This window comes from Bartonella sp. WD12.1 (assembly GCF_002022415.1).
Taxonomy (GTDB): domain Bacteria; phylum Pseudomonadota; class Alphaproteobacteria; order Rhizobiales; family Rhizobiaceae; genus Bartonella.
In genome coordinates this window covers 105,365-129,351 of sequence record NZ_MUBG01000001.1, presented here as the reverse complement: position 1 = coordinate 129,351, position 23,987 = coordinate 105,365, and the positions used below count along the sequence as shown (strand labels likewise).

General features: G+C 40.4%; 13 protein-coding genes, 2 tRNA genes and 1 pseudogene. 5 read left to right on the top strand and 11 right to left on the bottom strand.

Features of this window, described 5'->3' with window-relative positions; genetic code table 11:
• Positions 1–36 precede the first annotated feature (36 nt).
• Both BWD121_RS00495 and BWD121_RS00490 read right to left on the bottom strand, forming a co-directional pair.
• A tRNA-His gene (locus tag BWD121_RS00495) sits at positions 37–113 on the bottom strand.
• 103 nt (positions 114–216) lie between these two features.
• Positions 217–1,305 (bottom strand): annotated as a pseudogene (locus tag BWD121_RS00490) (quinone-dependent dihydroorotate dehydrogenase).
• 581 nt (positions 1,306–1,886) lie between these two features.
• On the opposite strand from BWD121_RS00490, the gene mscL reads away from it, so the two are divergent.
• Entirely contained in the window at positions 1,887–2,300 is a 414-nt protein-coding gene (mscL, locus tag BWD121_RS00485) for a large conductance mechanosensitive channel protein MscL (protein WP_078662924.1), read from the top strand.
• A gap of 15 nt (positions 2,301–2,315) precedes the next feature.
• Here mscL and BWD121_RS00480 read toward each other — a convergent pair whose 3' ends face one another.
• Entirely contained in the window at positions 2,316–4,583 is a 2,268-nt protein-coding gene (locus BWD121_RS00480) for a PAS domain-containing sensor histidine kinase (protein WP_078662923.1), read from the bottom strand.
• Positions 4,584–4,760: 177 nt separating this feature from the next.
• Positions 4,761–7,343 (bottom strand): DNA translocase FtsK, encoded by a 2,583-nt coding sequence (locus BWD121_RS00475; protein ID WP_078662922.1) that lies wholly within the window; start codon positions 7,341–7,343, stop codon positions 4,761–4,763.
• 472 nt (positions 7,344–7,815) lie between these two features.
• On the opposite strand from BWD121_RS00475, the gene BWD121_RS00470 reads away from it, so the two are divergent.
• From BWD121_RS00470 to rpoH, 3 genes are all read left to right on the top strand, one after another.
• Positions 7,816–9,246 carry an aldehyde dehydrogenase family protein gene (locus BWD121_RS00470; RefSeq protein WP_078662921.1) on the top strand — a complete coding sequence of 477 codons (1,431 nt, stop codon included), beginning with the start codon at positions 7,816–7,818 and terminating at the stop codon, positions 9,244–9,246.
• A 35-nt stretch (positions 9,247–9,281) separates the two neighbouring features.
• On the top strand, positions 9,282–10,307 hold the full coding sequence (locus tag BWD121_RS00465) for an RluA family pseudouridine synthase (RefSeq protein ID WP_078662920.1): 1,026 nt from the start codon (positions 9,282–9,284) through the stop codon (positions 10,305–10,307).
• Between the two features lie 132 nt (positions 10,308–10,439).
• Positions 10,440–11,366 carry an RNA polymerase sigma factor RpoH gene (gene rpoH, locus BWD121_RS00460; protein WP_078662919.1) on the top strand — a complete coding sequence of 309 codons (927 nt, stop codon included), beginning with the start codon at positions 10,440–10,442 and terminating at the stop codon, positions 11,364–11,366.
• Between the two features lie 116 nt (positions 11,367–11,482).
• Here the strand turns inward: rpoH and BWD121_RS00455 are convergent, their stop codons facing one another.
• The 3 genes from BWD121_RS00455 to BWD121_RS00445 all read right to left on the bottom strand — a co-directional run bounded on the left by BWD121_RS00455 (position 11,483) and on the right by BWD121_RS00445 (position 15,982).
• Entirely contained in the window at positions 11,483–12,931 is a 1,449-nt protein-coding gene (locus BWD121_RS00455; RefSeq protein WP_078662918.1) for a hypothetical protein, read from the bottom strand.
• A gap of 250 nt (positions 12,932–13,181) precedes the next feature.
• Entirely contained in the window at positions 13,182–14,471 is a 1,290-nt protein-coding gene (locus BWD121_RS00450) for an adenylosuccinate synthase (protein ID WP_078662917.1), read from the bottom strand.
• 347 nt (positions 14,472–14,818) lie between these two features.
• The gene (locus tag BWD121_RS00445; RefSeq protein WP_078662916.1) at positions 14,819–15,982 is read right to left on the bottom strand and encodes a phosphoserine transaminase; all 1,164 of its coding nucleotides are present in this window, start codon (positions 15,980–15,982) and stop codon (positions 14,819–14,821) included.
• Between the two features lie 397 nt (positions 15,983–16,379).
• Here BWD121_RS00445 and BWD121_RS00440 point away from each other — a divergent pair.
• A tRNA-Phe gene (locus BWD121_RS00440) sits at positions 16,380–16,455 on the top strand.
• Between the two features lie 523 nt (positions 16,456–16,978).
• Here BWD121_RS00440 and BWD121_RS00435 read toward each other — a convergent pair.
• From BWD121_RS00435 to BWD121_RS00420, 4 genes are all read right to left on the bottom strand, one after another.
• A complete protein-coding gene (locus BWD121_RS00435; protein WP_078662915.1) occupies positions 16,979–21,661 on the bottom strand; it encodes a hypothetical protein in 4,683 nt (1,560 codons plus the stop codon).
• A 201-nt stretch (positions 21,662–21,862) separates the two neighbouring features.
• Complete coding sequence (locus BWD121_RS00430; protein WP_078662914.1) at positions 21,863–22,813, bottom strand: hypothetical protein; 951 nt, start codon at positions 22,811–22,813, stop codon at positions 21,863–21,865.
• Entirely contained in the window at positions 22,810–23,196 is a 387-nt protein-coding gene (locus BWD121_RS00425) for a hypothetical protein (protein ID WP_078662913.1), read from the bottom strand. Before BWD121_RS00425 ends, BWD121_RS00430 begins: the two co-directional genes overlap by 4 nt.
• Positions 23,162–23,857 (bottom strand): hypothetical protein, encoded by a 696-nt coding sequence (locus BWD121_RS00420; RefSeq protein ID WP_078662912.1) that lies wholly within the window; start codon positions 23,855–23,857, stop codon positions 23,162–23,164. The genes BWD121_RS00425 and BWD121_RS00420 overlap by 35 nt, the downstream gene beginning before the upstream one ends.
• Positions 23,858–23,987 lie beyond the last annotated feature (130 nt).

Genomic DNA, 23,987 nt, shown 5'->3' with positions numbered 1-23,987 from the left:
TTAAGCTTTTCATTATCTTAAAACATGTTGGAAAAATGGTACGGTTGGTGGGATTTGAACCTACGACCTCTGGTGCCACAAACCAGCGCTCTAACCAACTGAGCTACAACCGCCTAAAAAATATTTATCCTCTGTCTGTGTGACATACGGAAGATCAAGAGAGTTTGCAAGCCCCTTAAAAAGAATCTTACATTTTTTTGTGAAAATACAACAACCTCATGACAAAAGAAGTGCACGTTTTGCCCAATTATCAACACTATGATCGCGATAAGCTTTTATAGTATCAATACCATCTTTCTGCATAATCTGCAAAACATCCCTCATAATAGTTACGGCAAGTTCCGGCCCCTCATAAACCATTCCGCTATAGAGCTGAACTAAATCAGCTCCGGCTTTGATTTTTTCCAAAGCTGTTTGTGCATCACGTACACCACCAACACCAATGATTGCAATATCTTTACCCAATCTTTTACGCATTTTGGCAAGTACAATGGTGGAATGCTCAAACAGTGGACGTCCTGATAGCCCTCCCTCCTCGCTAATCAATGCACTATTCTTAAGGCCTTGACGTGAAAGAGTAGTATTGGAAACAATTAAACCATCAAAATCAGATAGTTTCATTTCCTCAGCTATATCGTCTAATTCTTGCTCCGTTAAATCGGGCGCAATTTTTAAAAAATCGGAACGAAGACACCATGTTTTTCCTTTTTTCATTGCGCGCTTGTGAAACAGCCTTCATTAAAAGATTCAAATTACTACGTGCCTGCAAATCACGCAAACCTGGTGTATTAGGTGAAGAAATATTAATCGTGAAATAATCAGCTACATCATAAAAGAAAGTAATACCTGCAATATAATCGTCAATCTTATTGACCGTATCTTTATTAGCACCAATATTGATCCCTACAATACCGCCCTTCTTATGCACGCAAATCCTTTTGTAAACAGCCTGATGTCCGTCATTATTAAAACCCATTCTATTAATAATAGCTTCATCTTCCACCAAACGGAAAATTCGTGGCTTGGGATTTCCCATTTGCGGTTTTGGTGTAACTGTACCAATCTCGCTAAAACCAAATCCTAAGCCTAAAACAGCATCTATAACCTCTGCGTTTTTATCAAAACCTGCGGCAAGACCAACAAAATTCTTAAACTTAAGGCCTGCAACAGTTACACACAAACGCTCATCAAGAATTTCTTGATACCCACTCAATCCCGTTTTTAACCCAGCAATAGCTAAACGATGCGCACGTTCCGGATCCAACATAAATAAAAAGAACGCCCAATACAATGAAAAAAACTCACAAAATCTCCCTCCATAAAATGAAAACTACCCTTTTCATCTCATTTAAACTTCTCAAAATAAAAAAACACCAATAAAATATATTATACAAATAAAGAAATTGACGCACATAACGAGAAGAAATAACTCATCAAGCTTATTAAAAATATCGACTGGTAAAAGATTGTTCTTATTTCGAATAATGCTTTCCTATTTCCTTTCAACAACCTACTCACATATTAAAAAGTTGACCAATTTCCTCGAAGAGAAAAAAGTGATCTCGTAAATGCACCTTCTTTTCCAAAATTCTTCCATAAAACTCCTGCAATGATTTCATCAATCAAATATATTTCCTCATTTTATCATTGAAAAGAAGAGGATATACAGCCTTTTAGCAAGAAGCTTTCCATTCATCTGAATCTTAAAAGCATACTATCATATAATGAAGCATTAATGAGCACTTTTTATACATTGCAATACTATGAGAAAAAATGCTGATATTTGAAATGTAATTTTTCAAGAAAATAAGCTTCTCCCTCTTTCTTTTTTTACCAAAAGCGATAGTTAAATTGCTGTACATCATATACACGAGGAGGGAAATGCAATGCTTAAAGAATTCAAAGAATTTGCCTTAAAAGGAAATATGATTGATCTCGCTATTGGTGTGATTATAGGTAGCGCTTTTAGTGGTTTGATCAATTCAATTGTTAACGACATTTTTATGCCAATCATCGGCTTTATCACAGGCGGCATTGACTTTTCTAACATGTTTATTCAGCTCGCCGGCGAGAAAAAAGCCACATTAAGCGCTGCAAAAGAGGCAGGTGCTACCATTGCCTATGGAAACTTTATGACACTTTTTATCAATTTTTTGATTATTGCGTGGATCCTTTTTTTGTTTGTCAAAGGTTTAAATAAAATGCGCCAGCAAAAAGAAGAAGTAGAAAAGTTAAAAGAAATGTCCCTTGAAGAACAACTGTTGACAGAAATCAGAGACTTATTGGCCAATACAAAATAAATCCATTCCATAGATTTACTCACGAAGCATGGGAAAAAACATCTCTACAGTTGTTCCATGATTGGGTTTTGAAAATATCAAAAACTGCCCACCAACCTCTTCCACCATTGTCTTACATATTGGCAGTCCTAGACCAGTCCCGATAAATATGTTGTCTCCACATCGACCATCCTTGCGCTCTACCTGACCATAAGGTTGCATAGCTTGCACAACTTCTTCATCACTCATCCCTAAACCATTATCACTAATTGAAATCTTCACTCGCTCTTTTTTTCCATAGGAAACATGGATAACAATTTGTCCACCTGAAGGTGTAAAACGGATGGCATTGGAAAGAAGATTCCATATAATCTGTTGAAATATCTGTTGTGATACACCAATAAATGGCACACGTGCCGGTGCAACAATACGCATAATAATACCATTATGATTCGCCTGCGTTTCAAGAAAAGCTATACTGGAACGCAAACAAGCTGTTACATCAAATTTTTGAGTTATAACAGGAGCATCAATTGTGCCATTTGAACTAGAATAATTTGCTTTAGAGTACTCTAATAATTGATTAACCAGAGATAATATATGTTTTCCAGATGAGACAATATCACGTAAATATCTACGATAACGCTCATTTTCTATTAAACCAAAACGGCCATCTTTCATAATTTCTGCAAAACCAATAAGAGCATTTAAAGGTGTTCGCATTTCATGAATAATTTCAATCATTTTATTTTCTTCTGATATTTTATCTAAAGGTGATAAAGTCATCCCTGTCATATCACGCAACATAACGGCATAATTATTTTGTAGAGTCAAAGGTACAATCGTCATAGAAACCCTTATATTCTCGTGATTTTTTGTCATCAAATCAGCTGTCTCACCACGATTAAAGATTTGATTTTTTCCCTCCATACGGATCAATTTAAAATACTCTTCAATCAAATCTCGGCTTTGAAAAGTAAATAGTGATGATAACTGCTGTGCCAGTAACTCATCCATTTCATAGCCAATCAATGCTAAAGCAGCGTCACTAGCAAACTGAACACAGCCCTGTCCATCAAGCCACAAAACGCCATCAGTTACTGTATCCAACAATGATAAAATTACTTCAGGTTCCTTTATTAAGGCCTGTTTTATGACATCCACCGGTAATATCTGTGCACATGGCAATTGAACGGGCGTTTTCTTAGCTGTATTCTCATGCCCTAAAGACAAATGTAATTCACCGCGCAACTGTTCTGCAATTTCATGAAAAGCTGAGCGCTCTATCTCTGAAAGACCAGATGTTTTTATATTCGGTTTTTTATCACTTTTATCTTGTATTTTTTCTTGTGCTTTTAAAATCCCAAACCCATGGAATCCCTTAAACTGACGGTTGGTATCAAAAACTGGAACAGCGGACAACTCAACATCAACCCGTTCTAGACAATCGTCAACAGGCCACTGAACTTTCTGTTCTTTCCAAGGTATAGCAGCTTCAATAAAACTACTTAATGACCGATATCTTTCATCATTAAATTGATCAGCAAGTTTATGACAATCAGATCCTATAATATGGGAAGATATAGGGCCGACAGTTTCAGCTAACTCTTTTGAAACCTCAAAAAAATAGCCATTTGCATCCATTTTCCAGATAAAACGCTGTGGTAAAAGATGTGGCTTAAAACTAAAAGATCCTTGATCTCTACCTAATTCATCCCCATTCAATTGTGCATATAACACTAAAAAACTCGTCGGCTTTACTCCCAAGCGGATCACATCGACTTGTGTATTAACACCTGCTATAGGTAAAACAGTTTTCACCGGAAGATCATCATCAATCGTTTGGAGTAGAATTTTAATTGTTTCATCAACAAAATTAAAATGGGAAGAAGCCTCCAACACAGTTGCATGTTGATCAATAATTGCAGCAGACATTGTTGCGCTATCTAAACCAGTAATAAGAGGGACATTCTCTTCTAGCAAAGCTTCAAGTAAAAATGCTTTACCTAAACCAGTAATATCAATAGAAGCTATAGAAAATTCAGCACAACGTTTTAAACCATGCAATATAATAGAACGTGTATATTGAGCATTATTTAATATTTGGCAACGCAGTTCTTCATCAAAGAAAGACTGCTGTTTAATTGCATCTGTAACAGAAGAAAAACCAAAAAAACATGCTGCAGCACCATTTAACCAAAGAATATTTCTACCATCGAAGGATAAGACAAAAGCTACCTTTCCTTTTATAAAGGCTTGTTTAATTTCTTTACATTTTAGAAAATCTAAAAATGCTAAAGACATTCTCAACCTCTTTTCTATTCATCTGCACTACCTACTAATAATTGTAAATATAAGATAGTATTTCTACTTTGTCTTTCTCTATAAATTCTTTTTAATATTTCGCGACAAAAAAAGAGCGGAAATAATGTCCGCTCTTATAAAATAAAATTAAGTTTTTAGTTTTTAAAATTACCGTCGTTATATACTCTTAAAATCATTTTGATCATTGCGCCCATTGAGTAAAATTTCACGTTTCCCAACGTGATTGGCAGTTCCAACAATACCCTCTTCTTCCATTCTTTCAACAAGAGAAGCAGCTTTATTATAACCAATTGCAAGTCGACGCTGGATATAGGATGTTGAGCATTTTCTATCGCGCATTACAACTTTAACAGCTTGCATATAAAGTTCTTCACCGTCCTCATTAGAACTTCCCGCCGCAATAATTTCGGCAACCGAATGAGCATCTTCTATTTTATCATCATCGTGTTCACTATCTGTTACAGTTGCTAAATAATCAGGTTTTCCTTGTACTTTAAGATGTGCAACCACAGATTCAACTTCTTCATCAGAAACAAAAGGCCCGTGAACACGTTCAATGCGTCCTCCACCAACCATATGAAGCATATCTCCCTGACCTAAAAGTGTTTCAGCACCTTGTTCTCCCAAAATTGTACGACTATCAATTTTTGAAGTTATCTGAAAAGAAATACGTGTAGGAAAATTCGCCTTAATCGTGCCAGTAATCACGTCAACAGAAGGACGTTGTGTTGCCATAATAAGATGAATGCCTGCAGCACGCGCCATTTGTGCTAAACGTTGAATGACGCTTTCAATCTCTTTCCCCGCAACCATCATGAGATCAGCCATTTCATCAACAATAATAACAATATAAGGCAATTGTGTTAAATCCATCTCTTCTTCACGATAAAGTATTTCACCACTTTCCCTATCAAAACCGGACTGAACGGTGCACATAATTGTCTCACCTTTTTCGACCGCAAGCGTAACCCGTGCATTAAAACCATCAATATTACGTACACCTAATTTCACCATTTTGCGGTAACGTTCTTCCATTTCACGAACAGCCCATTTTAAAGCTGTTACAGCTTTCTTTGGATCAGTTACTACGGGCGTTAGAAGATGAGGAATACCATCATAGATAGAAAGCTCCAACATCTTAGGGTCAATCATAATTAAACGGCATTGCTCTGGCGTCATTCGATAAAGAATCGATAAAATCATTGTATTAATAGCAACAGATTTACCCGAACCTGTCGTGCCTGCAATCAATAAATGAGGCATTTTTGCTAATTCTGCAATTACAGGATCACCATTAATTCCCTTCCCCAAAGCAAGAGCTAATTTAAATTCACTATCGCGAAAAGTGCTCGACTGGACTAATTCACGCAAATAAACAGTTTCACGTACTGCATTTGGTAATTCAATTCCAATAACATTACGCCCAGGAATTACAGCAACACGTGCAGACATGGCAGACATAGAACGAGCAATATCATCAGAAAGACCTATAACTCGCGATGATTTCACCCCAGCAGCGGGCTCAAATTCATACATTGTTACCACCGGTCCTGAACGAACATGAATAATTTCACCCTTAATACCAAAATCTTCCAAAACACTTTCTAAAAGTCCGGAACTGCGCTCCAGCGTTTCTTGAGAAATCGACGTATCATCCTGAAAAACAGGCTCTTGTAATAGTTCAATCGGAGGTAATTCATAAACACCACAATCAATAGATTGGGAACTCGGTATAAAAGCAGAAGTATGGTTGCGAAATGACACATCAGTAGTTTCCATTGTGCTTCTTACTATTTTTGTTACAGAAAGATCTTCTACACTTTTTGTCACATCAGTTGTCATACAGTTAGCAATGTTATGGGGATCATCACCTACTGCAGTGTCTATATCCATCACATCGCTTATCTCACAATCAGGTGTCTCAACAACAGACAGTTCTTGAACCTCTTCAATTTCTTCGAAAACAGGTTCAGTGTTCTGTATTTGAACCTCTCTAACAATTTCGTCGTTAGTATGATCTAAATCAGAAATTCCCTCATCATCCTGAACATCATTTTCTGAAACTTCTGACACAATCGCATTATAAGATTGTGGGAAATGGCATTCAAGCACACGATAAAAAGTAGAAACTGATTCATCAAAAGAAGAAGTTTTTCCCAGCAAAGCCCTATTATTTTCTAAATTAACAGATGCATCTTCTTCTTGTGAAATTCTAACATTGACTTGCTCTAGTAAAAAGGGCTCACACTCAAAAAACGCATTATCAGAAAGATAAGAAATAGGTTTTATTTCTTGCGCTACACTCTCTACCTGCAAGGTATTCTCAACTGTATTTTTTTCAATTGGTGTACTAACAGCCTGTTGCACGGATTGTCCAAGAGTTGTTGAACAATAAAGTGATACTTTATTTTCAAGTGATTGAGAATGAAACACCTCTTGTGCCAATTGAGGTTGCATTTTAAATTCTGTGACATCCGTTAATTTTTGCGGTTCTTGCTTTGCAAAAGTTTCAAACCGTTTTGCAAAAATTGGATTTCCTTCTATACGACGACGCAAAATTTCAACTTCTGGAGTTCGAGTGAAACGCACATTCTGTTCAAGAGTAAATGCCTTTTTCCACACTGTCGGATAAGAAAACATCTTATCAAAACTGCCAGATGAGTTTTGTTCTGATGCATCTTCTGCATCCTTATCAACCAAACAAGACGTAGACATAGATATAGTTTTTAAATTACGCATAATATCCAACAAAATTATAGTAACGAGAATGATTTTTCAAAAAAGAATGCGCAAGCGATACACTATGAAGGTTAATAACCTTTTGTCATCAGCCAATTTTAAACGAAAATAAGCATCATTAATTGTACTTTTATTAAGAAAAATTTAAATGCATCTAAAAACTTCAGAAATCCATCTAACAAGAAGATCTTGATTTTACTTCTTTATAACTTTCAATACTGAAACACTTTGTCATAAGACATGCTTTATGAACAATACGTCAAACCAACTGCTCTATTAATGCAAACACCATTATAAAATTATATAAAAACAACTATTACCTTTTTTCAATTTGGCAAAATTCCACCATCTCAGTACGCTTAGTGCACACTTGCGATATAATAATCAACGTTTACGCATATTTAAGCAAAATAATCTTGTTATAAAAATCTAGTCGTATACAATTTAAAAACGAAAAAATAGGAAGCAAGCCATGTTAAATAAACGAAAATTTTATATTAATGGCCTCTGGAATGATCCGAGTACTCCCAATGATCTGCATGTCATTGACCCCTCAACAGAAGAAGCTTGTGCTATTATCAGCAACAGCAGTATCCAAGATACAGATAAAGCGATTGTAGCCGCTAAAAAGGCTTTTCAAAACTGGAAAACAACCACACCGAGTCAACGTCTTTCCTTTGTTAAAAAAATCTTAGAAATCTATGAAAAACACTCTGAAGATATGGCTAAAGCCATTTCAATGGAAATGGGTGCGCCTATCGATATGGCGCGCAATGCGCAAACTACAGCTGGGAGTGATAATATCCGCGATTTCATTAAAGCTTTTGAAGAATTTTTATTCCAAAAAGCTTTAATAAAAGGAAACAATAACGCAATCCTTCAATATGATTCTATTGGTGTCGTAGGGTTGATCACTCCATGGAATTGGCCTATACATCAAATAACCCTTAAAGTCATCCCGGCATTATTAGCTGGTTGCACTATGGTTTTAAAACCCTCTGAAATTGCTCCTCTTTCTGCCATACTCTTTGCTGAAATTTTAGATGAAGCTGCTCTACCTGCCGGCGTTTTTAATCTCATCAATGGCGATGGAGATAACGTAGGTTCTTATTTATCTTCTCATCCAGATGTAGCAATGATTAGTTTTACCGGCTCAACCAGAGTAGGAAAAATTATTTCTAAAAACGCTAGTGATACTTTAAAGAGGGTCTGTCTAGAACTTGGAGGTAAAGGAGCCAATATCATTTTTGCCGACGCCGATATAGATGCCGTTCAACGCGGTGTACGGCACTGTTTTTACAATAGTGGGCAGAGCTGCAATGCACCAACGCGCATGCTTGTGGAACATTCAATCTATAACGAAGCTGTAAAAACAGCACAGCATATTGCTAAAACAACCACGGTAGCTTCAAATCACAAGGCAGGAAATCATATTGGCCCTGTAGTCTCAAAACAGCAATATGATAAAATCCAAGCCCTTATTCAATCTGGAATTGATGAAGGCGCAACTCTTGTTGCAGGTGGAATTGGTTTGCCCATAGGAATGACACGCGGTTATTATGTACGCCCAACAGTTTTTGCCGATGTTAAATCTGACATGCGCATTTTCCGAGAAGAAATATTTGGTCCAGTCCTTTCGATCCTTCCCTTTAACACAGAAGATGAGGCTGTAGCCTTGGCCAATGACACAGAATATGGACTCACAAATTATATACAATCGCAAGATCAAGCTAAATGTCGGCGTATTGCTGTACAATTGCGTTCTGGCATGGTGGAAATTAATGGACATAACTTACCAAATGGTAGTTATTTTGGAGGAGTAAAATTTTCCGGACGTGCCCGTGAAGGTGGAAGATGGGGAATTGAAGAATTTCTGGATACCAAAGCAATTTCGTACTGGTAAAAGAATTTCATAAAAAACTTCAAAAACAGGACCGTATGGTGATACAACAAACAACAGATGAAAGTGCTCTTGGGCAACGTATTGATCAATGGCTTGCTAAAAAATATCATAATGAGCTATCGCGCTCACGTTTGCAAACTCTGATACGTGAAGGTTACCTTAAAGTTGATGGTCAATTAATAAAAGAACCAAAAACAAAATTGCAACCTAACCAGACGATTGAATTGATAATACCTCCTCTCAAGAACATACATCTTGAAGGTGAAGCTATTGTACTTGATATTCTATTTGAAGATGACCACGTCATTGTTATCAATAAACCAGCTGGCCTTGTTGTCCATCCCGGTAATGGAAATTGGACGGGAACATTGGTTAATGCTCTTATTCACCATTGTGGTGATAGTTTATCTGGTATTGGTGGTGTTAAACGTCCTGGTATTGTTCACCGTCTTGACAAAAACACAAGTGGGGTGATGGTTGTTGCTAAAAATGACTTTGCTCATAAAAGTCTCAGCGCCCAATTTTCTGACCATGGACGTACCTGCGCATTAGATCGGCGCTACCATGCTTTGATTTGGAATACTCCACGTCGCAACATTGGGACAATTGATGTGCCCCTTGGCCGCTCTCCCCATAACCGAATAAAGCAAACTGTTGTCCGCCATCAGAATGTTCATGCCCGCCGTGCTATTACGCATTTTTCTTTACTTGAAAAATATAAAACCTGTGTAGATGCAGAACCCTTCGCCAGCCTTCTAGAATGTCGCCTGGAAACTGGACGCACACATCAAATCCGTGTTCACATGGCTCATATCGGACACCCACTCGTAGGTGACACAGTTTATGGAAATGCCTTTAAAACAAAAACAAACACACTTAATGCGACGATTAAAAATGCTATCGATCAATTCAACCGGCAAGCACTTCATGCAGCTAGCCTTACTTTTGAGCATCCCGCTAAAGGTGAAATTATGTCTTTTTCCTCACCTCTCCCTCAAGATATGGCTGAACTTATCAATCATTTTAAAAAACTTAATTGGAACTTTTCACCATTTCAATGATTTCAATAACAAAATACCCATTTTCGAACAAAATTAAAAATTATAGTGATGGAAAAAAGAAAGAAATACTGATATAGTACTTGGAAATAGAATTTGCCTTATTAGGGAATTCATATGAAAGGAGGGTGCTATATGGCCCATGTAAATTTACCATCAATCATAGCAGGTGATGGAGGTCTTAATCGTTACTTAGAAGAAATACGTCGTTTTCCAATGCTTAAGCCAAAAGAAGAGTATATGTTAGCTAAGCGATATCGTGAACATAACGACCCAAAAGCTGCACATAAGCTTGTTACGAGTCATTTGCGTCTTGTAGCTAAAATTGCAATAGGATATCGAGGTTACGGCTTACCTATTGGAGAGGTTATTTCAGAAGGTAATATTGGACTTATGCAAGCTGTTAAGCGTTTCGAACCAGAACGTGGATTTCGTCTTGCAACTTATGCGATGTGGTGGATTAAAGCGTCAATTCAAGAATATGTTTTACGTTCTTGGAGTTTAGTAAAAATGGGAACAACTGCTAATCAAAAGCGTTTGTTCTTCAATCTTCGTAAATTAAAAAATAAACTTCAAGCTCTTGATAACAGTGATCTCAATGCAGAACAAGTCAAAGAGATCGCAACTCGATTAAATGTCACAGAAGATGAAGTTGTTTCCATGAATCATCGACTTAGTGGCGATACTTCACTCAATGCACCTCTTCGCACAAAAGAAGGTGAGAAGACCGAATGGCAAGATTGGTTAGTTGATGATTCAAATAGTCAAGAACAAATTTTGATTGAACAAGATGAATTAGAAAACCGCCGCTCTATGTTAATAAATGCTATAGATAACCTCAGTGAGCGCGAAAAGCATATATTTAAAGCACGTCGGTTAAGTGATGAATCGCTGACACTTGAAGAACTTTCAAATACATTCAACATCAGTCGAGAGCGTGTAAGACAAATCGAAATGCGTGCATTTGAAAAAGTGCAAAATTCTATTAAAGCAGCTATTCTATCCCAGAAAAAAGCACAACAACAGCACTCTTTGCGCGTTTCTGAAATGAATCGGAATTAAAGTAGAGAAATACCCCAACCACCCCCTATAAACCAACCTATTAATAGGTTGGTTTATAGGGGGTTAGCTCTTTAAAAGAGTCTATCTTTACCTCTTTTATTTTAATATATTATTTCCTAATCAAAAATCGTTTGTTTAGCTGTTTGTGCAAGCCATTGTTCAATAACTTCATTAAAAATAGCCTTGCCTGTTGGCCCTTTTTCAAAAGTGAATTCGCTCATATGACCGTTTTTGTCACTTATCACCAAATGAATCCAATCTAATTCGCGAATTATTTGTAAGTTTTGGTCACGAAATGGATGATTGTTACTTAATGCAAAAAGAAAAAAATCATCATCAATCTTAGCTACAGAAGCTCCTTTTAAGGGTTGACCGACTGATTGTTTACTGGCCTTAAAAGTTAACTCTTTAATATCATGTATTGCTTGACCTGAAAATTTATCAGTAGTCATAAAAACAAGATCCATAATATAAGCTGTAGGGAAAGATGGATCAATATTACGGCGCAAAGTTAACTGTAATAATAACCCCTCACTTGGAATGTTTATATCACCTCGTATAGCTAATTCTTCTGGTGCATCTTTAACAGAAGCTTCTTTTATAAGTGACCACCAAGCATTACCCGTTATCACTTTTTCTGAATCATGATCTGCATGTGTCTTATAGAATATAACCTCACCTGGATGTTCAATTGTTTTCGAATTGTCAGCAACAATTGTTGATGCCTCCTCCTCACTCAGAAACTCTGTTTTTTTATCTGTTTTTTCAATTGAACCAGCATCAACTTCACTTCCATCTTCCAACAAGCGTTGCGTCAACTTTTGATTGGTTTGTCCTTCTCTTTGTAATCCATTAGAAGCTTGAACATTTGCTTCCTGTATCTGATTATTATATGATGTGAACATATATTCACCAACAAAAAAAACTCCGATCAATAAAATAAAAAAACCAATAAAGATAGCGATACCTATTAAAATACGCTTTTTTATAATTGACCGATTAGCACGCCGAAGGGCTTGAGCGAAAATATGTGAAACAACATGGGAAGTGTCTGTTTGTAAAGCCGTACTTTTACGAGCATTTTTTTCAATATTCGAATGTACTTTACTTGAACAAGGAGCCAAAGAAGTATCCATATAGGTAGGCTCTGTATTTGACATTTTCGATTCTACAGAAAGCTTATCAAGTGCCTTTTTACTCTTTCTACCACTAACAGATGGTTGTTGTCTTTTTTTTTCTTCTGTAACTACAGCTGATGTATCACCACTTTGTGATAGTACAGACTTTTGTACATTTTCGTTATTGTTATCTTTACCTGTAAGATCCCACCCCATAACTAAAGAAAGCAACTCTTTTTCAGCAGTTAAATATTCCTCTTCAATAGCCACAATAGCACTTTGTAAAGCCTGTCTTTGTGCATCTGCCATTTTTTTTGGCATTTTTATTTCTAAAAATTTATGCTCTAGTATTTCAAAGGCTTGTTTATAAATTCGTTCACGCAACTGTGGTGTAATATTATTTTGTGCATCAATTTTCTTTTTTAAAATCCCAATGAAATCTACCATATTTTATATAGTCTTTCTCAAATTTAAGAAAAATTTAGTTCACAAAAGCTTAAACCGTTTGTAGTCTCTCTTCTTGAATCTTATAATTGATTATAATTTACATTGGCACAAAATACTGTAGCAGTTTTAAAATGCATAAAAAATAAACAATATTAATTTACATCCCTTTTCACATATATGAATCTTTATTCTCACTAAAAAATAAAGAAAATATAAGATTAAAGCCAATATTGGAATTTATAAACAACGACTAATTTGCGAAAGGATCAGTAATCATAATTGTATTTTCACGCTCAGGGCCAGTTGACAATAAAGCTACCGGTGCACCTATCAATTCTTCAATATAGCGTATATATTCTATAGCCTGCACTGGTAATTCTGCCCAGCTCTTTGCGCACGCTGTCGTTTCCTTCCAACCCTTTAATGTTTCATAAATTGGCTTCACATGAGCTTGCGCCTCCATAGAAGATGGTAAATAATCAATTCTTTTACCATCAAGTTCATAACCCACACAAACTTTAATTTCTTTTAAACCATCCAGAACATCAAGCTTTGTTAGTGCAATGCCATGAATGCCGCAAATACCTACCGTCTGACGTACTAAAACAGCATCAAACCAACCGCATCGACGTTTTCGACCAGTCACAACACCAAACTCATTCCCATGCGTCCCAAGAAATTCACCAACATCATTTATCTGCTCTGTTGGAAATGGCCCCTCCCCCACACGTGTTGTATAAGCCTTTGTAATACCTAAAACATAATGGATTGAACCAGGCCCCATACCTGAACCCACAGCAGCTTGCCCAGAAACTGTATTAGACGATGTCACATAAGGATAAGTCCCAAAATCATTATCTAACAACGCACCTTGCGCACCTTCAAAAAGAATGCGTTTTCCCATTTGACAGCTTTCATTTAAAAGACGCCATGTACAATCCAAAAAGGGTATAATTTTATCCGCCACCTGCATTAATTCATCATATAGAGCTTGTGAATTAATTTCTGCAATTCCCATACCACGACGTAAAACATTATGATGTTCCAAAAGCCGCTCGATCTTAGCCATAAGTGTATCAGCTTCAGCCAAATCCATCACACGGATAGATCGACGGCCTACTTTATCTTCATAAGCAGGACCGATACCACGCTTTGTCGTGCCAATTGGCAAACCTGAAATATTATTTTCTCTCACTGTATCAAGATCACGGTGTACAGAAAGAATTAAAGGAGCATTTTCAGCAATACGCAAAATTTCTGGTGTAATCTTCACACCCTGAGAATACAATTTGTTTAATTCTGCAACAAAATGATGGGGATCAACCACAACACCATTACCGATAATTGACAACTTTCCACGAATCAAACCCGATGGCAAAAGTGATAATTTATAACTCACCCCATTAATAACCAATGTATGACCTGCATTATGCCCCCCTTGATATCGGACAACAATATCTGCACGTTCTGACAACCAATCTACAATTTTACCTTTGCCCTCATCGCCCCATTGTGTGCCGACCACTACTACATTGGCCATAATTTTCTCCGTCGTGTTTGGTGAAATAACGCCAGCATCCCAAAACAAGAAGCTTTTTATAGAGAAACCCTATAAAAAGTGCGACTTTTCATTTCAACTTTTTGCCGATTTCATATTATTAAGCCACAAATTCCTCGATAATCAAGATAAATCACACCATAAGTACCAATTTAGCTCATTTTTTCTTGTCTTTTCCAACATATGGCGAATAACTAATTTGTACATCCCGATCTTTAAAACCTAAACAATAGTTTGTATAATTTATTTGATATAAATACACAAAGTATCACATAAGTTCTTTCATTTTATTTGCTTAAAAACAGCATTATGAAAACATTAAAAGTTATTTAAAGATGAGTTTTTTCAACTTGAAATGCCCATTCAAGCCAAACCGTTAATAACTTAAGATCAGAAGCTTCAATTGTCGCACCAGTCCAAATCCGAAACCCTGGAGGTGCATCCCGATAAGCACCAATATCATAAGCAACACCAACTTTCTCAAGACGAGCCACAATCGCTTCTACAAAAGATCTGTGCTCTTCAATATCTAGATCAGCAATAACTGGATCCACAATTGTTAAACAAACAGATGTATTAGAACGTGTCTGAGGAACCTTTGCTAAATGTTCTAACCAAAGTGTTCTACGGACAAAACTATCAAGAACAGCAAAGTTTTCATCAGCTCGCCTTATCAATGCCTGCAAACCACCTAGAGATTTCGCCCACCTTAATGCATCAAGATAATCTTCAACACACAGCAAAGAAGGTGTATTAATCGTTTCACCATTAAAGATACCTTCGTTTAATTTTCCATTTTTTGTCATGCGGAAAATTTTAGGCAAAGGCCAAGCTGGGGTATAATGCTCAAGCCGCCTTACAGCACGAGGACTTAAAATCAACATACCATGAGCTGCTTCACCACCTAAAACTTTTTGCCACGAAAAAGTAATAACATCTAATCTTGAAAAATCAAGATTTTGTGCAAAAACTGCTGATGTTGCGTCACAAATTGTTAATCCTTCACGCTTCTTTGGGATGAAATGTGCATTAGGAACGCGCACACCTGAAGTTGTCCCATTCCACGTGAACACAACATCACGATCAAAATCAATTTGTGTTAAGTCTGGCAATTCACCATAAGGTGCTTCTAACCGACGCACATCAGAAAGTTTTAATTGCTCAACAACATCGGTAATCCAACCTGAACCAAAGCTTTCCCAAGCCACCATATCAACACCCCGTTCCCCCAATAAAGACCACAGAGCCATCTCAACAGCACCTGTATCCGAAGCAGGAACAATACCAATACGATAATCAGAAGGAACATTAAGGATATCACGGGTTAAACTAATAACTTCAGAAAGTTTTAATTTGCTCATTTGGGCGCGATGCGAACGCCCAAGCAACGCATCTTCAAGAACCTCAACATTCCACCCAGGTCGCTTACTACAAGGACCTGAAGAAAAATGAGGATTATTTGGACGAGAACACGGCTCCTTCAACAATATCATTATTCTATTCTGACAAAAAATTCACTTTTCGTTGAAGAAAATCGCTTACTGAAACGTTACTCTTATAACTTAGTTATGCAAGCATAAAAATATTTTCTACTTTATTGCAAAAATTAAACATAAAAAAGCCATTACGAATAACACTTCAATCAAGAGCACTTCCTAATTAATCCCTTAAAGGAATTATTCTCTATTTGCACCAAAAGAAGATAATATTCTGACTACAACACACCTAATTTACCACAAAATACTTATCAAATTAATTTTACAAAAGAATAATCACAATATCTGAAATATAAAGATAAACTTATAAAAATTGATTATTTTTATTTTGACGGCTAGACAGCGAGAATTTTAATGCTATAACCGCACACGTTTCATATATTTATTGAAACGTGCCCAGATAGCTCAGTTGGTAGAGCAGCGGACTGAAAATCCGCGTGTCCGTGGTTCGAATCCGCGTCTGGGCACCATATTTTTTATTCAATATGTTGAAATATATAGATTTTTACTTAATAAGATAATTTTTAATCTACCTTCTGCGGTTTATGTAATTTTACATAAGCTGTTGTTATTTATACCTTATTTTCTTTAGCATAAATGCCAAAATCTTTTTCTTCTCCATTTTACTGCCTATCGTCACCATCAAATATCATCTCATTGCTTCTATCTTTTTACATTACATAAATGGATAGGAGAACTTACTTGTAATGATAATGAAATAACGCCCCATAGAAAAAGTTGTCATAATTGTTATCATTAATTTGAGTGCACCTCGCCTATTGCGTGAAAAAACGCTTGAAAAAATTTATATACGAATTTGCAGACTGATAAATCACAACACGAAAACCGAGAATGAATTGTAAATTTACGGAACCACGTGAGGAAACAAAGACCTTATGAAATTAGCAGAAAGATTTTGTAAAACGATATAGTTTGGGTTTCTGATACCGTTGTGAGATTATTACTTATCCAATGTAGAAAAATGCAGTGCTATTATTTATTCAGTGCAATAAGGATACTGCAGCGCCCACCATTCATCACATGAACGCCCAGCCCTTTACCCTGTCCGTCGATTTCGATGAGCGCCCCCTTAATATCTGCCTTGTTTACACCCTCCGTTGCATCAACCTTGAGGAAAGTAGCATCAGCATTATTACCTTCATACTTCATCCCCACATTGACTAACAAAGCATTCCCCTGTTTGAGAAGTACCCCATGCTCTCCATGAAACTTTATCACCCCATTCTGCATGACCACAATCCCATTTTCGACAGTCATACCTTTTGCGACACTTTTCAGGGTAGTACCACCCAACCATGCCGCTCCTCCATTCACATACACCCCCGTACCACTCCTCACAGCTTCCCCACTTCCCGTAATTGTCGTCATCGCCACCTCTCCCATCACATCTTTCCCCACATAGACCCCATACTTCCCTTGAAACCCAATCGTAGAGGTTCCCCCTATCGCCAACATCCCACCCCCCGCTGCAAATATTCCCATTCCAACCCCCGAAATCTTCACATCCGTCAATGTCATTACCATCGTTCTCCCTCCCATTGCATATACACCCACCCCTTTATTATCCTTTCCCGTAACCGTCACATTCGTCAAGTCAGCCTTTGTCACCCCTTTTCCCACATACACCCCATAACCATTCCCTTTAAACTCAATCGATCCCTGATTCATTGTCAACGTCCCACCTCCCGTCACATGTACCCCTTTTTGCACTCCTGAAATCTGTACCCCCTCTAATCTCACTGTTCTCCCCCTCAATGCTCCCCTCACCTCATGACTTCTCCTTCCCGTAATTGTTGTCATCGTCACCTCTCCCATCACTTTATCCCCTGCGTACACCCCGTACTCACTCCCATTCCCCTCTCCCCTAATCACCGTCTTCGTTAACTCAGCCCTTGTCACCTCTCCTCCCACATAGACCCCATAATTCCCCGCAAACTGAATCTCCGTTGTCCCATTCATCGTCAAGCTCCCCGCCCCCATCATCTGCACCCCTATCCCAACCTTTGAAACCATCACATCCGTCAACGTCACCTTTCCCCCCGCTACATACACCCCTTGACCACCTCCCTTTCCCATAATCTTCGTCTTCGTTAAAGTAGCACTCTTCACAGAACTTCCCACATAGACCCCATACCCCCCTGCAAAATTAATCGTTGTCGAGTTTCCACTCACCGTCAACGCCCCATTACCCATCATATACAGCCCCGTTGTAACCTCTGAAATATTCACATCCGCCAACGTCATCGCCACCTTTCCCTCATGCGCCACATACACCCCTGTACCACCTCCCTTTCCCCTAATCTTCGTCTCCGTCAAGTCAGCCTTTGTCACCTCTCCTCCCACATATACCCCATACCCCCCTGCAAAATTAATCTCCGTTGTCCCACTCACCGTCAACGCCCCATCACCCATCATAACTACCCCTATTTGCACATTTGTTATCGACCCTTTTGTCACAGTCAGATCATTCCCCCCCATCATCCTTACCCCCGTTCCAACCCTCTCAATCTTCACATCCGCCAACGTCATCGCCACCTTTCCCTCATGCGCCACATACACCCCTTGACCACCTCCCTTTCCCGTAACCGTCACATTCCTCAAGTCAGCCCTTGTCACCTTTTTCCCCACATATACTCCATAACCATTGTCGCTTGTAAACTCAATCGTCGAGCTCCCACTAATCATCAACGCCCCACTTCCTGACATATCTATCCCCGTTTGCACCCCTTTTATCATCCCGCCACTGATCGTCAGATCATTCCCTGCCTTCATCTCCACCCCCGTTGCAACTTCTGAAACCATCACATCCGTCAACGTCAAACTCGCAGTCGCCCTATCCTCCACCTTCACCCCCGTACCACTTCCCTTTCCCGTAATTATTGTCCCCGTCAAGTCAGCCCTTGTCACCGAAATCCCCACACTAACCCCTGCTGTTGTAAACTCTTTTATCTCCCCCCTCTCCATCGTCAGCTTCTTACCACCTAACATCTGCACCCCTGTCCCAACCTGTGAAACCGTCACATCCGTCAACGTCACCTCTCCCCCCGTTGCATACACCCCAGTCCCACCATTCCCACCCCCACTTCCTGTAATCACCGTCTTCGTCAACTTAGCCGTCATCTCTCCCCCCACATAGACCCCATAACTCCTCGTAAACCCAATCGACCCCTTAGTCATCGTCAAACTCTTCCCTCCCATCACATACACCCCCGTTGCAACTTCTGAAATCGTCACATCCTTCAACGTCACTGCTCCCGTCACCTCTCTCCCCACACTCAACCCCTTACTCCTCCCATCCCCATTCCCACCCCCCTTTCCTATAATCTTCGTCCCCTCCAAACTAACACTTTCCACCCCAGCCGCCTCCACACTAACCCCCACCCCACTATTCTCCACAACCGTAATCGACCCTCTCTCCATCGTCAGCTTCTTACCACCTAACATCTGCACCCCCGTTGCAACTTCTGAAACCGTCACATCCGTCAACGTCAAACTCTTCCCTCCCTTCACATACACCCCTGTCCCAACCTGTGAAACCGTCACATCCGTCAACGTCACTGCTCCCGTCACCTCTCTCCCCACACTCACCCCTTTACTCGTCCCACCCCCACTTCCTGTAATCTTCGTCCCATCCAAATTAACCGTCACATCTCCCGTTGCCTCCACACTAACCCCCGATGTTTTAAACTCTTTTATCTCCCCCTTCTTCACCGTCAACGTCCCACTCGCCTCCTCACTCACACTCACCCCCGTTGTAACCCCTTCAATCTCCACATCCTCCAACGTCACCTCTCCCTTCCCCGCCATATACACCCCATTCCCATTCCCACTTCCCACAATCTTTACATTCGTCAACTCAGCCTTCTCTCCCCCCGTCACATTCACCACATTCCCATTTCCCTTTATCGACCCCCTAATCATCTTAAACGTCCCACCCGACATCGTCACCCCCGTACTACTCCCCGAAACCGTCACATCCTCCAACGTCAACGTCCCCCCCGACATATATACCCCCCCTTCACTAATTGTTCCCCTCGTCATAGTAACCGTTCCCCCCTGTACACTAAGCCCCGTACTAATTCCCGCAATCTTCGACTCCCCACTAATCATCACCTTTCCCTTACTCACACTCACCCCATACATAACCTCTGAAATATCCACATCCGTCAACTTCACCTCTTCCGTCGCCGAAGTATCCACCACCACCCCCGTACTCGTTCCCTTCCCATTTCCCTTAATCTTCACATTCATCAACTCAGCACTCCCCGTCCCCGACACACTCACCCCCATTGTAGCCCCATTATTAAACACCCCACCTATACTAATCTCTCCCCCCGTCACCTCAGCCTTTCCCCCAGTTATCTTAATCCCCACCCCATTATTTCCCGTAGCCGTAATCTTCGTCGAGCTTCCTTCTATCTTCAACACCCCTGTACCTTTCACCTCAACCCCCACTGCATTTTGCCCCTTAGCCGTAATCGCCGATTCCCCACTAATAGTCACCTTTCCCTTACTTACCTTGACCCCCGTTTCAAACCCCAAAACCGTTACCTTAGTCAACTCAACCGTCCCCTCCCCCGCCATATCCACTCCTATCCCCTGACCACTCCCATCCCCCTTTCCCACAATCTTCCCCCCCATCATAGTAACACTTCCATTCCCCTCCGTTATTTTAATCCCCACCGCCTTTTGCCCCTTAGCCTCAATCGTCGACTCTCCAAAAATCTCCAACTTCCCACTTCCTCCCTCTATCTTAATCCCCACCCCATTCTCCACAGTCGTAACTATCTTCGACCCCCCAGTCAACGTTACCGTCCCCGAAGTCCCACTCTTTATCTCCACCCCCGTTGAAAAACTCTCAACCGTCACCTTATTCAACTCAACCGTTCCCTCCCCTATCATCACCACCCCCTTACTCGTCTCACCCCCCTTTCCCACAATCTTTACATTCATCACAGTAGCACTCGCCTTCCCCTCTCCCGCCCCCTTAATCATTATCCCCGTCTTAACATTCGTAAAACTCGTATCCATCAATTCAACCGTCCCACCGCCATCCCCCACCTCTATCCCCGTTATCCCCGTACTACTACCCCCCTGCCCCTTTATCACCGCCACCCTGTTATTCAACGTCACCTTCCCCTTATTCTTCACCTCAATCACAGCATCTCCCCCATCCTTAATCTTAATCGATCCTGCCATCACCGTAACAAATCCTCCATCAGCCACTATCCCCTTATGCACCTTCTCAACAATAGCATTCACCAACGTCAGCTTCCCTTCACTTTCCACCTTAATCGCCGGCTGATTATCATTCCTACCACTACTACCTCTATCACCAGTATTTGTAACCCTCAGCGTACCACTCATCATAATATCCGCCCCCCCACGCACCTCCACAGCAGGCATACCAATGTAGTTACTCATATCTATATTTCGATCACCACGCAGCACCTTATCACTCGCATCCCCCCTCTCTCTCCCATTACACACAATCGGCTGTTCACCATCGCTACCAGTATCAACAGCCCCCTTACAATTACCCTGTGACCCAGCATATACTTTTTCCTGAGCAGCTATAAGAGACACACCTGCTAGAAGAGCTGTCGATAAAAAACAAAAACAAACATGATGCTTCAATACGCGACGCATAACCATAACCCTCTCATCATCTTTAACGGAATAGGATCAAAAGAGACGAACTATTTTGCAAAACGAGAATCGAAAATTAAAACACACCTGATACAAATCAGATCTAACGCCATACCCCCATTGAGACCTATACAAAAGACATCACTCATCAACACAACGATCTAATGAATAAGGCTAAACACACTCCCCAAAACAAAAAAAATAAACCTATAAGATAAAAAATCCCAAACAAACACACATCACGCAGGAAACAGAAAGCAAACGCAAAAATAAATGAAACATACTTTCTAAAAAAACATCCACCCCCTTTACGACATTGGCAAGGACCGTATTTTTTAACATGACACGCCCACCATTCATCACATGAACGCCTAGCCCTTTACCCTGTCCGTCGATTTTGATGAGCGCCCCCTTAATATCTGCCTTGTTTACACCCTCCGTTGCATCAACCTTGAGGAAAGTAGCATCAGCATTATCACCTTCATACTTCATCCCCACATTGACTAACAAAGCATGCCCCTGTTTGAGAAGTACCCCATGCTCTCCATGAAACTTTATCACCCCATTCTGCATGACCACAATCCCATTTTCGACAGTCATACCTTTTGCAACACTTTTCAGGGTAGTACCAATCAACCATGCCGCTCCTCCATTCACATACACCCCTTGACCACTTCCCCTTCCTGTAATCCTCGTCCCCGTTAAAGTAGCCTTTGTCACCACCCCCCCCCCCACATATACTCCATACCCATTGTCGCTCGTAAACTGAATCTCCGTTTTCCCACTAATCGTCAACGCCCCACTTCCTGACATATCTATCCCCGTTTGCACCTCTTTTATCATCCCGCCACTAATCGTCAGATCATTCCCTGCCTTCATCTCCACCCCCGTTGCAACCTTTGAAATCGTCACTCCATTCAACGTCAAATTCGCACTTGTCTTCTTATCCTCCACCTTCACCCCCACCCCCTTATTCTGTCCCGTAATCACCGTCCCTGTTAAAGTAGCCCTTGTCGCAAATCTCCCCACACTCACCCCTTTACTCGTCCCACTCCCATTTCCCATAATCTTCGTCCCATCCACATTAACCACCACAGCTCCTTCCTCCACACTAACCCCCGTACTACTCCCCGAAACCGTCACCCCCTCCAACGTCAACGTCCCCCCCCCCCCCCCCCCGACACACTCACACTTCCCTGAATCTTTCCCCCCATCATAGTAGCACTCGCCCCCGTCCCCAATACACGATGTTTAAGCCCCGTACCCGTAGCCTTAATCCCCACCGCCCTATCCCCCTTAGCCTCAATCGTCGCACCTATCACCTCAGCCTTTCCCTTTTCCGTTATCTTAATCCCCACCCCATCATCCCCCGCAGCTTTAATCGTCGACCCCCCATTAATCTTAACCGTCCCATCACTCACACTTACCCCCGTTAAAAAACTCTCAACCTCCACCTTATTCAACTCAACCGTCCCCGTCCCCATCATCACCACCCCCTTACTCGTCTCACCCCCCTTTCCCACAATCATCCCACCCATCATAATAGCACTCCCCGTCCCCCCCCACACTAAGCCCCGTTCCACCATTAGTACTCGTAACCCTAATCTCCCCTCCAGTCATCTTCAACTTCCCATCCCCCTTCACCTCAGCCCCCATTGTGACCTTCGTAAAACTCGTACCCATCAACGTCACTTTCCCCCTATTCTTCACCTCAACCACAACTCCATCTTTCTTAACCCCAATCAATCCTGTCATCACCGTAACAGCCCCTTCACTCTCAGCCACTATCCCCTTACTCACATTTACAATAGTAGCATCCACCAACTTCAGCCCCCCTCCACCATGCACCTTAATCGCCGGACTATCATTATCACTACTGCCTGTAACCCTCAGCGTACCACTCATCGTAATATCTGCATCCCCATGCACCTCTACAGCAGGCATACCAATGTAGTTACCCATATCTATATTTCGATCACCACGCAGCACCTTATCACTCGCACCCCCACTCAACCCATCACTCCCATTACACACAATCGGCTGTTCATCATCACGACCACTACCATCAACATCCCCCTTACAATTACCCAGTGACCCAGCATATACTTTTTCCTGAGCAGCTATAAGAGACACACCTGCTAGAAGAGCTGTCGATAAAAAACAAAAACAAACATGATGCTTCAATACGCGACGCATAACCATAACCCTCTCATCATCTTTAACGGAATAGGATCAAAAGAGACGAACTATTTGCAAAACGAGAATCGAAAATTAAAACACACCTGATACAAATCAGATCTAACGCCATACCCCCATTGAGACCTATACAAAA